Origin of the sequence: Flavobacterium sp. HSC-32F16, from assembly GCF_024171645.1 — a bacterium.
Taxonomy (GTDB): domain Bacteria; phylum Bacteroidota; class Bacteroidia; order Flavobacteriales; family Flavobacteriaceae; genus Flavobacterium.
Genome location: NZ_JALKAC010000001.1, coordinates 1,050,735 through 1,063,712, shown reverse-complemented (window position 1 = coordinate 1,063,712; position 12,978 = coordinate 1,050,735). Strand labels below are relative to the sequence as shown.

At 38.1% G+C, this 12,978-nt stretch carries 11 protein-coding genes; 8 read left to right on the top strand and 3 right to left on the bottom strand.

Features of this window, described 5'->3' with window-relative positions; genetic code table 11:
- The first annotated feature begins 2 nt into the window (after nt 1–2).
- Complete coding sequence (locus L1276_RS04715) at nt 3–2,801, top strand: pitrilysin family protein (protein WP_253785881.1); 2,799 nt, start codon at nt 3–5, stop codon at nt 2,799–2,801.
- Nucleotides 2,802–3,022: 221 nt separating this feature from the next.
- Nucleotides 3,023–3,535 (top strand): hypothetical protein, encoded by a 513-nt coding sequence (locus L1276_RS25350; RefSeq protein ID WP_371924139.1) that lies wholly within the window; start codon nt 3,023–3,025, stop codon nt 3,533–3,535.
- Between the two features lie 734 nt (nt 3,536–4,269).
- Here L1276_RS25350 and L1276_RS04705 read toward each other — a convergent pair.
- The 3 genes from L1276_RS04705 to L1276_RS04695 form a co-directional block, all read right to left on the bottom strand.
- Nucleotides 4,270–4,872 carry a flavodoxin gene (locus tag L1276_RS04705; protein ID WP_253785880.1) on the bottom strand — a complete coding sequence of 201 codons (603 nt, stop codon included), beginning with the start codon at nt 4,870–4,872 and terminating at the stop codon, nt 4,270–4,272.
- A 14-nt stretch (nt 4,873–4,886) separates the two neighbouring features.
- Nucleotides 4,887–5,930 (bottom strand): alpha/beta hydrolase, encoded by a 1,044-nt coding sequence (locus L1276_RS04700; protein WP_253785879.1) that lies wholly within the window; start codon nt 5,928–5,930, stop codon nt 4,887–4,889.
- 199 nt (nt 5,931–6,129) lie between these two features.
- On the bottom strand, nt 6,130–7,107 hold the full coding sequence (locus L1276_RS04695; RefSeq protein ID WP_253785878.1) for an aldo/keto reductase: 978 nt from the start codon (nt 7,105–7,107) through the stop codon (nt 6,130–6,132).
- Between the two features lie 251 nt (nt 7,108–7,358).
- Between L1276_RS04695 and L1276_RS04690 the strand changes: the two genes are divergently transcribed.
- From L1276_RS04690 to L1276_RS04665, 6 genes are all read left to right on the top strand, one after another.
- Complete coding sequence (locus L1276_RS04690; protein ID WP_253786297.1) at nt 7,359–8,264, top strand: AraC family transcriptional regulator; 906 nt, start codon at nt 7,359–7,361, stop codon at nt 8,262–8,264.
- A 201-nt stretch (nt 8,265–8,465) separates the two neighbouring features.
- Nucleotides 8,466–9,167, top strand: a complete 702-nt coding sequence (locus L1276_RS04685; RefSeq protein WP_253785877.1) for an AraC family transcriptional regulator — start codon at nt 8,466–8,468, stop codon at nt 9,165–9,167.
- Between the two features lie 154 nt (nt 9,168–9,321).
- On the top strand, nt 9,322–10,014 hold the full coding sequence (locus tag L1276_RS04680; protein WP_253785876.1) for a DUF1330 domain-containing protein: 693 nt from the start codon (nt 9,322–9,324) through the stop codon (nt 10,012–10,014).
- A gap of 89 nt (nt 10,015–10,103) precedes the next feature.
- Entirely contained in the window at nt 10,104–11,174 is a 1,071-nt protein-coding gene (locus tag L1276_RS04675; RefSeq protein ID WP_253785875.1) for a twin-arginine translocation signal domain-containing protein, read from the top strand.
- A 69-nt stretch (nt 11,175–11,243) separates the two neighbouring features.
- Complete coding sequence (locus L1276_RS04670; protein ID WP_253785874.1) at nt 11,244–12,245, top strand: NAD(P)-dependent alcohol dehydrogenase; 1,002 nt, start codon at nt 11,244–11,246, stop codon at nt 12,243–12,245.
- 40 nt (nt 12,246–12,285) lie between these two features.
- Nucleotides 12,286–12,966 carry an NAD(P)H-dependent oxidoreductase gene (locus L1276_RS04665; protein ID WP_253785873.1) on the top strand — a complete coding sequence of 227 codons (681 nt, stop codon included), beginning with the start codon at nt 12,286–12,288 and terminating at the stop codon, nt 12,964–12,966.
- Nucleotides 12,967–12,978 lie beyond the last annotated feature (12 nt).

Below are 12,978 nucleotides of genomic sequence, written 5' to 3'. Positions count from 1 at the left end.
AAATGAAAAGAAAAGTTATTTGGAGTCTAGGTTCTTTATGTTTCTCAGCGATGGTCTGCGCTCAGAAAAGCAATCCAAACTTTACGAGTGTTAAAGCTGTTGGAGGAATTGAAGAATATATGTACCAGCCAAACGGAATGAATGTATTGCTTTTGCAGGATAATGCATCTCCAGTGGTTACGGTTCAAATTGTATATAGAGTAGGTTCTAAAAATGAGGTACTAGGAAATACTGGATCAACGCACCTTTTAGAGCATTTAATGTTTAAAGGAACGCCGACTTTCAACAAAAAAAGCGGTACTACCATTACTGACGTACTTCAGAATACCGGAGCTCAGTTAAACGCTACCACATGGTACGATCGTACCAATTATTTTGAAACACTGCCAAGTGATAAAATTGGTTTAGCCCTTCAAATTGAAGCGGACAGAATGCGTAATTCTTTATTGTTAAAAGAAGATAAAGATGCTGAGATGACTGTGGTACGTAATGAATTTGAGCGCGGAGAGAATAATCCAAACAGTGTTTTGGATAAGGAAATCTGGTCAGCAGCTTACATTGCTCATCCATATCATCACTCCACCATCGGCTGGAAATCAGATATTGAAAAAGCACCAATAGAAGTCTTGAAAAATTTCTATAATACTTATTACTGGCCAGATAACGCTACCCTTACCATTATTGGGGATTTTAAGAAAGATAATGTATTTGCTCTGATAGAGCAGTATTTCGGAAAAATTGCAAAAGCGCCTAATGTTATGCCTCAGCCTTATACCGAAGAGCCTCAGCAATATGGCCCGCGTAAAATCATCATAAAAAAACCTGGTGAATTAGGCGTAATTAATAAAGCCTATAAAATACCAGGGGCTCTGCATGAAGATCTGCCGGCACTTAACATTTTAGGAGAGATTATAGGTTCCGGACCTTCTTCGATATTGAATAAAACATTTGTTGACAGCCGTATGGCTATTTATGCCTATGCTGGGGCTAGCAATTTTAAAGAAGTGGGCCTTTTTACCATTGGTATTGGCTTTCCGGCGTCTTCAAAACATGAAGATATTGATGCTAAGATAGCCGAGGTTGTGGCTAAAATTCAGAAAGAAGGAGTAAGCCAGGATGAAGTAAACCGTGTGGTGGCCAAAATTAGTGCACAAACAATTTTGGCGAGAGACGGTTCAGGTGTAATCGCATCTGAATTGACAGAAGCCATTGCTGCGGGAGACTGGACAGAATACGTAACGGGAGTTGACAGACTTAAAAAAGTTACCCCTGCCGATGTGCTGCGCGTTGCCCAAAAGTATTTAGTCGAAGATCAAAGTACTACAGGTTATTTTATTCCCAAACAAAATGGCAGTCAAATTGAGCCTTCGCCACAGGCAAATAAGTACATGGCCGAAAACGGACCCTATTATTACAGACATGTAGAAGAAGGACAGTCTCACAATGCAATTCCTGACATTATGCCAGCGCCGTCACAGCAAAACTATAATACAATTGAGACTGCATTAGATCAAAACGCAGGCGGAAAAACAGCAACTGCTTACAAAAGGGAAAAAGTGCAGGGAATCGATGTGGTGTATGTAAAAACTTCCGCAAAAGATTTTGTCACTGTGGTAGGGAGCATCTCACTGGGAAATTTTTCCAATGAAAATAAAAACTCCATGATTCCTTCGTTAACAGCGGAAATGCTTTCTCAGGGAACAGTGCTTAATGATAAATTTAAATTTTCTGAGAAACTTCAAAAATTAGGAGTTGCACTTAATATAAATGCATCTGCTTCAAAAATAAGCATTAGTTTTAAATGTCTGAGCAAAGACGTGGATCAGGTAACTGCGTTACTCGCTGAAGCACTTCGTTCTCCTTTGTTTGATAAAAATGAATTTGAGAATATCAAACAGCAGTTTATCGGAAATACACAGCAAAATTTAAATGATCCTAGACAAAGGGGCACTATTGCTCTGACCAGAAACATTTATGCAAAAGGAAATCCAAATTATGATTTGACTGTTGAAGAAGATTTGGCTAATATCCAAAATGCTACTTTGGAAGATCTAAAAGCATTCCATAAAAAGTATTTTGGCCCTGCATCTATGCATATGGTAATTGCCGGTGATACAGAGAATGCTAATTTCAATGCTTCATTGAAAAAATCTTTTAAAAACTGGAAAGGCGGAGTAAGCGAACCTTTGAAATTCGATGAAACTCCAAAAACAGCAGCAAAAACAGAAGTGGTATCAATTGCTGAGAAACCAAGCGCTGAATTATTTATAGGACAGTATACAGGCTTAAAAAGATCAGATGCTGATTTTATAGCATTTAATATTGCTACTTATACATTAGGAGGCGGCTTTGCCGGCCGTCTGATGCAGACTGTAAGAGATAATGATGGCCTTACCTATAATATTACTTCGGCAACAGCTGGTAGTTCTATGACGGGAGGTTATTGGTACATAAATGCATCATTTAATCCGAATTTATTTCAAAAAGGGCTGGATGCTACCATGGTTCAGGTTAATAAATGGATAAAAGATGGGATTACAGCTGAAGAATTAGAAAACAAAAAAACTAATTTAATAGGAAGTTTTAAAGTAGGACTATCAACAACAACGGGACTAAGCACAACTATTTTAAATTTTATTGAAAGAGGTTTAGAACCGAATTATGTTGAGCAGTATCCAAAAGACATTGAAAAAGTAACCTTGAAAGATGTTAATGATGCGATAAAAAAATATGTTCAATTGGACAAAATGATCATCATAAAATCAGGTTCTCTGGATAAGGACGGCAATCCAATGAAATAATTTTTAATAGTTGTCTTTCGTAATTTTTATTTAGAACCTGTAATTTGTTATTTATTTTTTTGAAAGACCATCAAGAGCTGTTTGCCGACAGCTCTTTGTTTGTTTAAGTTGTTTATGGCTTGGTTTACAGCTGTTACGGTTTTCTGTTTTGATTTTCATCTAACAGCAGTAGTGGTTTCAGGGATATGATATGAATTAAATTTATTTAAAACTTTATTTTAATGACTAAAGAGGTTTATTCGTTTATAACTATTGCAGCACCTCTTGAAGAGGTGTTTCCTTATTTTTTTTCACTTAATCCAACTGTTGTTTTGCAGGAACTTTGGCTCGTTCCCAGAACGGATAAGAATATTTTAGAAAACAGTTGTGCACAGCCGGGAAGTGAACTCTCTATTTATTTTGAAGATGGATCAATGGCGCTGTATCAATTGTTTAGTCTGGTTCCTCTGGTTTCGTTTTCAGTTCATGTTGATGATTTTACATCGAAACGTTTCAAAGGGCTTTACGCAATGCGCTGTCATTTTTCTTTTTTACAATTAGAATCGGGCAAGATTATGGTGGAGTGCCATTGCCAATTTAATTTGGGTACCAGACTGCACACGATCTTATTTGATTTGTTTTTAAAGCGTATTATACAAAAGAAACTGGATGCCGATTTAGTTTTTGGGGCTAAAGAACTGCTTTATCTTATCGCGAAAAAGAATTGGTTGGGCACGAACGCTAACGCATTCTGAAGAATTTGGCAGTCCGATTGGAAAATTGAAAGGCTCAATTTAGAGATTGAAGACATGAGTCCGAAGGATTACAAGCGTATAGTATTGTAGAAAATGAAACCGTAAAATTAGAGTTTGAAGGCAATATTATTGTTGGAGGGGAAATTATTACCGGTTCAAGAAATTTACATGGCGAAATTATACTGATCAGTTTTAAAAATTGAACCGTGACACATAACAAAACCATTTTGTTTCAGCCGGATTTGGGAAATTACGATATAGCGATTGGTAAAAAAGCAGTTTCTGCATTTTCCGGTCCAGCCGATGTGAACAGTTTTGATTAATTCTGTTCCGAAAACCACTACCATAAAAGCAAAACATAGAGATGAACGTGATGATTTGGAAATTTTATACCAAACTGTTCACATGATTTAAAGAGAATAAAGATGCTGTATCTGAACTAAAGAGTGTGTTTCAAAAAGTAAAAGACAATCATCCTAATGATTGGTTGCTTTTTGTTGAAACTACATAACTTTTGTAAGATCCTTTGGAGATACAACTTCTGCAGGAAGTGCTGGTTCATCTTGATCAATTGAAAACAAAACGTTCTGAGGTTGCGCATTTGATCTCCGGCGGATTGGATTTGATCTTTGAAAAAAGGCAAAACTAAACAAGATTGTATGTCATGAAATCATAACATACAAAAGAGCTGTCAGATGACAGCTCTTTTTTTATCTTTTCAATTTTTTTATATGCTACTGTAAGATCTTAAGTTCCTTTAGCCAGCTGTCAACTAGAGTTTTGGCCTGTTTTCTCTGCTGATCTTTCAATGCCAGTAAAACACCCTCTTTTTCAATTCCGCCTTTTATGCTGAAGCCTTTTAGAACAGTACTTTCAGAACATAGTTTTTTTACGGTTTCAAAACTGTTTCCCGCACCATATCCTGCATTGGTATTAAAGGGAATGATAGTTTTGCCACTGAAATCATATTGTTTTAGAAAACTCTGCATTGGAGGAGGCAGCTGCATTGCCCATGTTGGGAAGCCTACAAAAATAACATCATATTGATCCATATCCACAATCTTTGTTTTTAACGATGGCAGAAAACCAGTTTTAAGCTCATTGGATACCTGGTCCACCGTCGTTTTATAATCTTTCGGATATGGATTTTCTAATTCTAGTGCCGTGAGTGTTCCACCCACATTTTGGTGAATAATCTCAGCAATGGCTTTAGTGTTACTGGTCCTTGAGAGGTATACGATGAGAATCTTTTTGTGCGGGACCAATTTTTGTGCCTTTATACAGTCCGGTAAAAAGAAAAGAAAAAGAAGCGGCGAAATAAAAATAACTTTTCTCATATCACAGTTTTATTTTAAAGGTTTTTGCTGTAAAAATCAGTGAGTTTTTTTACTATTTGGGATACGTATTGCGGGGTATCGTACAAAGCCACATGAGAAGCACCAGCAATGGTAAAGAGTTCCTTGGGTTCCTTGGCCATATCAAAAGCCTGCTGACTATAGTAATAAGTATCTGCTATGCTTCCTGCTATAAGCAGTAAGGGGCGTGGAGAGATGAGTTCTACATGATCAAGGGCCGTAAAACCAATGAGTTTGTCAAGACTTGTAAATAGATATTTATTGGTTGAATTAGGATGCTGTCCTCTTTCGGTGCGATAATATTCATACCCTTCCTGATACATCGCCGGTGCACCTGCAGGAATATCCTGTAGTGAGTTTGGAACATAATTCATATATTTTACTTCACCACCATTAGCTTCCTTAGTCCTTTGCTGTGCTACATCGGATAGCCGCTGCTGGATTTTGTCTTTTAGGGTACCATTTAATCCATCTCTGCGTAGTTGGCCTAAATCAGCCATGCTGATAGTTGCAACTGCCTTAAGGCGATGCTCGGTTTCTGCTGCTTTAATGGCAAAACCTCCTCCTGCACAAATACCCAGGAGACCTATTTTAGCAGGATCCACAGAAGGATGAAGGCTCAGGTAATCCGTAGCTGCACGAAAATCCTCGACACGCACTGCTGGATCTTCCAAAAATCGCGGTTCTCCACCACTCTCACCCTGATAAGAAGCATCAAAAGCCAATGCAATGTATCCTTGTTCAGCCAGCTTTTGGGCATATAGCCCGGCAGTCTGTTCTTTAACGCCACCGGCAGGATGCCCTACCAGTATAGCTGAATATTTTTTGTTTTTATCAAAGTCTTTGGGCAGGTGCAGATTTCCGACAATGGTAATGTTTCTATTGGGGAATGTTACCCTTTGGATACTTGTTGCAGATGTTTTCATGTTTTTTGTGATTGAAGAGGTATTTGCATCGGTGCTATTTTGGCCTTTTGTCGTAAGACAGATGCTAAATATTACAAGAAAGATTCCGATTGATTTGATCTTTATATTTTTCATGATTTCTTTAAAATTGAGATTACCAATTCTGACTGAGAGAGCAATTTTGTAGAGTTCTGTCTTAATACTTTAGATATGCTATTAAGATTATATTAGTATTTATCTATTTTGTTAATAGCGTTTTTAGTACAAAATAATGCTCAAGTGGAAGGAGAATACACTTCATATTTTCTAAAATATGAAGTGTTATTAAAACAGATTACTTGTCGATAATGGCCATACTTGCCTCGTTGTGTCGTTCTCCCGATGCAGGACTAAGGTTATTGAGTCGCTCCAATTGTGAAGGGTTTAAATCAATGTTGTCGGCTGCGATGTTTTCTTCTACACGTGTCACGCGTCTGGTACCAGGTATCGGCGCAATGTCATTACCCTGTCTTAGTAGCCAGGCAAGGGCTATCTGCGCAGTGGTTGCTCCGAGTTCATTGGCAACAAGTTTTACTTCTTCCACGATTTTTAAATTGCGTTGGAAATTTTCACCTATAAAACGTGGATTGGTCTTGCGCCAGTCATTGTCTGCTAGTTGATCCGGGGAGGTTATCTGACCTGTTAGAAAACCATGTCCCAAAGGTGAGTAGGGAACGAAACCGATGCCCAGTTCTCGTAGTAATGGGAGTAGTTCTGCTTCCGGATCACGAGTCCATAGGGAATATTCTGTTTGAAGAGCTGTGATGGGGTGTACAGCGTGTGCGCGGCGGATTGTTTCAACTCCTGCCTCTGATAGGCCAATGTGTTTGATCTTGCCTTCTTTTACAAGTTCGGCTAATGCACCTATGGTGTCTTCAATAGGAGTATTACGGTCTACTCTGTGCTGATAATAAAGGTCAATATAATCTGTTCCAAGTCTTTGTAACGAACCTTCAACTGCTGTTCGAATGTTTGCCGGACTGCTGTCGATTACACCCACGCCACCCCCAGCATGGGAAATAAAACCAAATTTACTTGCGATTACTACCTGATCACGACGTCCTTTTAGTGCTTTTCCAACTAGTTCTTCATTGATGTAGGGACCATAGATCTCGGCTGTGTCGATGTGTGTTACACCTAGGTCAAGTGCTCGGTGTATGGTACGGATGGATTCTTCATTGCTTCCATTACCTATATCATAGTAACCTGACATTGACATAGCACCTAGTCCTAAACGGGAAACTTCAAGTGTCCCAATTTTGATGTGTTTCATAACTTTATATTTTTATTTGTTATTTCGATTTGATAGGGATCTAATATACCTGCTGCTTTTTCTAAGCAAATGCAGTACTAAGCCGATGTATTTGATCTACTTATTAATCGACAATACAAATTTCAGCTTAAATTTCAGGATTTGATTTATATAGATTACGGTTTTACTTACCATTTTAACTGATATGAGGATATGGAAGGTGATCCATGGGAAAGAATTCCTAAATTTGTTTTTGTAAATAGTACTAAATGATGGAAAATACACTTAATTTTAATACAGTCAGTCAATACAATGATTATAATAATCATGAAACGCTGCACCCTTTAGTAAGCATATTGGATTTTTCAAAAGCGGACCCAAGGAAAGGCGGTCGTATGAATTTTGGTTTATATGCCATATTTTTAAAAGAAGTAGATTGTGGGGATTTAAGGTATGGACGCGAACTTTATGACTATCAAGATCATACTCTGGTATTTTTAGCACCGGGACAGGTTATTGATATTGATAATAAAGGAGAGTCTTATCAGCCTAAAGGACAAGGACTGGTGTTTCATCCTGATCTTTTGCTTGGTACTTCGATGAATAAAAAAATGGATCAGTATAATTTTTTCAGTTATCATTCCGATGAAGCCCTGCATTTATCAACCCGTGAAAGGAAAATGGTTTTAGAGTGTTTCTCAAAAATTGAATATGAACTGCATAACTCGATCGATAAGCATAGCAAGTTAATTATTGTTTCTAATATTGAACTGTTTTTGAATTATTGTATACGTTTTTATGATCGTCAGTTTATAACGCGTGAGCATGTAAATAAAACTATTTTGATTAAGTTCGAAGAGCTCCTCAATGGCTATTTCAATTCTGGTAAACCCAGAGAAATAGGACTGCCTTCGGTAGCATACTTTGCTGAAGAACTCCATTTGTCAGCCAACTACTTTGGAGACCTTATAAAAAAAGATACCGGAAAATCAGCCCAGGAATATATACAGACAAAACTCATCGAAACTATTAAGGAAAAAATGTATGACCACAATTTATCGCTAAGTGAAATTTCATACCAAACTGGTTTTAAATACCCACAGCACTTTACGCGGTTTTTCAAACAGCATACAGGGAGCAGTCCTACAGAGTTCAGGCTAATGATTTCAGCCAACTAATTTGATAGAAAGTAAAATCAAAAAATATAAATTTGCAATATGAGAATATTTAAAGACTTTGCATCCTATAATGAGCATATCGGCCTTAATGCACCAATAGACAACAATATAGATGTTGGCTACTATGACGCTCCTAATATGCTTTTGAAATCAGAGCCGATAATAGTGGATTTTTACAGGATTTCCATAAAAATTAATTTTATGGACAAGTCCAATCCTGATGCGGTGCCTATTAATGCGGTATTTTTTAACAGTCCAGAACTTGCAACAGGCTGGGATGTAGATCCGAGTTATACGGGAATGTATGTACAGCTTTCCAAGAAAATAATAAATGAGAATCGCTTTTTGTTTAAGAATTATCTTGATTACGGGCAGCATGAAGCATTATATTTGACTCAAAGCGAAGTGGAGGAAATCAGTACTGTTTTTGCACTGATGATTAAATATTATGATAGCGAGCAGCGAAACTTCAATGTTCTACTTTCCTATGTCAACGTGCTGACTAGCTTGGTAGAAGCATTTTACAACAGGCAGTTTTCTACTAATCCAAAACAATATAACCGCATTATAAGTGATTTTCAACAGCGTTTAAAAGAATATTATGACCAGCCTGTAAACCAGGGGGCCAATGTTCAGTACTTTGCTGAAAAGCTGGGACTGACTTCCAATTATTTGGGCGATATCATAAAACATTATACCCAGAGATCTGCCATGGAAACCATACACGATTTTGTAATTAAAAAAGCAAAGGAACTTCTGGAAAAGCAAGCAGGAATGAATAGCACAGAAATAGCTTACGAACTGGGTTTTGAATACCCGAATAATTTTACGCAGTTTTTTAAAAAAAATGTCGGGCTTACTCCAAAAGAATACAGAAAATCTTCTACTGCATCAGCCCAATAGCGCAAATTACTGATAACAAAAATGGTTATCAGTAATTTTTATATCTTTTTCTAGTATTTTTTATACCCCGGACTTTGAGTGTCTCTATAATTTTGCTGAATAAAATAATATTCACAAAATAACAGATTCAGGCATGAAAAAAATAATCAGTTCCTTGGTCTTACTAATAGCACTTACTTTTAGCGTGCTGTCGTTTGGTTTAAAAAATACTACAGTATCTACAAAAGCAGATCAGCAGACAGTCCCTAATGGATACCTTGTAATGAACTATAATGTTCGTGATAGAGTGATTTATAAAAAATACACCAAAGCAGTAAACCAGCTTTGGACAAAATACAAAGGGGAGTTAATTATTTACTCTACAGTCTCAAAATCCGTAGAAGGTACCCCGGGATCAGTGGTGGCTGTTGTTCGGTTTCCTACAATCGCTGATGCTGAGAAATGTTACAATTCTTCGCAGTACACTGCCTTAAAAAAACTTCGTTCAGCTTCTACTGAAGGTTCGGTTCTGCTGGCTGAGAGCAATATGCCTGCTGTAATATCACGCAACCAAATAAAGCCCCATGGCTATATGATAGCCAATTACGAAATTAAAAACCAGGCAACATTCCAAAAATACATGGATGCTGCAGGCACGCTTGCGCCTAAATATAACGGAGAGGTTACCGTTTTTGATTTTAAAGCAAAAGTACTCGAAGGAAAAGGCAAGCCGGTTTTCGGAGTAGCTGAATTCAACAGTTTAATAGAGGCAGAGAAATTTTATAATTCTCAGGAATACACCCTTGCCAGAAGATTTCGCATTACCTCTACAGAAGGTACTGTATTGCTGGCTCAAGGAACCAAGTAAAATCTTCCTTGAAACTTTTCAAAATCAAAATTGACTATTACCTAACCCTTTACAGCTGGAAGGTACAGATTGTAAGATATAAAAATAAAATGGATAAGCAAGTAACAGAAACAATAAGTAAGGATAAGCCACAGTTCAGCCGTCGCGACTTTATGGCAAAAACGGCTATACTGGGCGCTGCAATGGCAACGGCTCCTTTAGCATTTGCGGCTTCAACAAAGCAGAATGATGTACTTGAAAATAATAGGATACCAGATCAGCAGACTAATACCGACCCTGATACATTCATTAACGGTCTGGCAGATTTGATGGCTCATTCGACCAGAACCCCTATTTTGAGGTGGCCTGGGGAGTATGGGATGGAATTTGAGGAGATTTTTTTTCCTGCTATGGATGGTGTGACTATAGAAGGCTGGTTTATTCCAGCCAATTCAGACAAACTTATTATTTGCAATCATCCTATGCCATGTAATCGTTATGGTTATCCCGGACATTTGGAGCCCTGGACTAATTTTGGAGGTTTTGAGGTAAATTTTTTACCAGAATACAAAATACTTCATGATGCAGGCTATAATATTATTGCCTATGATATGAGAAATCATGGAAGAAGCGGCATGGGAAGTGGTGGGGTCAACGGACATGGAGTATTGGAATATCGTGATGTTATAGGTTCATTGCGTTATGCAAAATCCAGAAAAGAAACAAAAAAAATGAAAACGGCTCTCTACAGCCGATGTTTGGGAGCTAATGCGACTATTGTAGCGATGCATAAACACCCTGAAGAATTCAAGGATATTAAGTCGCTTTTTGCCCTGCAGCCTGTATCTCCAAGAGTTTTTGTAGAGCGTGCTGTGGAAATGCAGAAAATAGATAATGGCCTTGAGAAGTTTGATACTGCTTTTCATATCCGTACCGGATTTCATCTGGCGGATGTATGGCCCATCAATTACGCAGCGTCTGTAACTGTTCCGGCGCTTGTGGCACAGGTTCATGATGATTTTTTAACCAAATCTTCCAATGTTCAGGAAATATACGATACCATTTCCTCCAAAGACAAGAAACTGTTCTGGATTGAAGGGACAGACCAGCGTTTTCAGGGGTATAACTATTTCGGTAAAAATCCCACGGTAATGCTCGAATGGTTTGACAGCCATATGTAACGGCAGGCAATTAAAATATAAAAACGATTAAAATATATAAAGTTAGAAATATTAAAAAAGCATCATCATATGAAATCAATTGTTATGCACAAAGCATACGGACTAGAGAATATTGCCATACGCGAAAGACCGACCCCTGTGATTAATGAAAATGAAGTTCTGGTCCGGGTAAAAGCTGTTTCGTTTAACAAACTTGATATGATGATTGCTCAAGGCGCTCTTGAAAAACCGCTTCCTCACACTCTAGGGTCTGACGCAGCAGGTATTGTCGAGCAGATAGGGAGCAGGGTAACCGCTTTAAACGTTGGCGATGCTGTATCTACTCATTATATTCAGGCCTGGCAGTCAGGAGCGCTTAAAAATAGTGATTTGAAAACTCGTCTGGGAGCAGAGCTTCCAGGTGTGTTTTCAGAATACATTGCCATACCGGAGCATTATCTGGTTAAGATTCCAGTGAACCTTAGCCTTGAAGAGGCAGCCAGTATTCCGCTGGCGGGTGTAACGGCATGGGAGGCGGTGTTCAATGCCGGTCTTCTGCAAAAAGGACAGACCGTTTTACTGCAGGGTACCGGAGGTGTTTCACTCTTTGCACTGCAATTTGCAAAGACCATAGGAGCCCGGATAATCATTCTCTCGGGCAGTGATGAGAAATTGCAAAGGGCAAAGACCCTGGGTGCCGATGAAATAATCAATTACAAAAAGGAAGAAGACTGGGCAAAAAAAGTACTGGAGCTGACCCAGGGAAATGGCGTTGACCTTGCCCTTGAAATGTCGTGGACCGATATAGACAAGACTACAAAGGCAATGAAGCTTGGCGGGCGAATTGCCGTAGTAGGAATGCTGGGTGGTATACTGGCAGAAGTCTCAGTTCTGGGCGTTATGCTCAAAAGCCTTTCTATTATAGGTGTTCAGGCTGGTTCTAAAAGTTCCTTTTTGGAGATGAATAAGGCTATAGAGGCAAATAATATCAAACCAGTAATTGATAAAGTGTTTGCATTGTCAGAATTAAAACAGGCCGTTGACTATTTTGGAAAGGGGCAGCATTTCGGAAAAATTGTATTAAAATTTTAAAAAGGGTTATTGTAATAAATTCAATTAAAAATAAAGAAAGATGAAATTAAGAATCTATATCATCGGATTTCTGATGGCTCTAATCTCTGGGGTACAGGTAAAAGGAGAGACTAAAAAGGAAAACACTAAAACAGTACTGTTGATTAATGCCCACTTAACTTATCCAGGTCTGTCGGAAGGGACTTTAAATAAATCATTTTATGAAGAAGCCAAAAAATTCTTCATCTCTCAGGGTTACCGCATCTTAGAGACAAAAATTTCAGAAGGGTACGATGTTGAAAAGGAAGTGGAAAAACACATGCAGGCTGACATTATCATTTTACAGACACCTGTAAATTGGGAATCGACTCCATGGATTTATAAAAAGTATGTAGATGATGTTTTTACCAGTGCTATGTTCAGTAAAAAATTCCTGACAGGTGACGGAAGAGCAGCTGCCGATCCTTCAAAACAATATGGTACAGGAGGAAATATGCAAGGTAAAAAGTTTATGTTGTGCGCCACGTGGAATGCTCCTGAGCAAAGTTTTAACGATCCTTCGCAAAATCTTTTTAAAGGAAAAACCGCGGACGATGCATTATTTAATGTGGCAGTTAATTACTCTTTTGTGGGTTTTGAAGTGCTGCCGGGATATCACTGCTATGATATTTTCCACAACAAGCATATTAAGGAAGACCTGGAGCAGTATCCCGCACATTTAAAAAAAGTTTTCAAATTATAATTTACATATAAA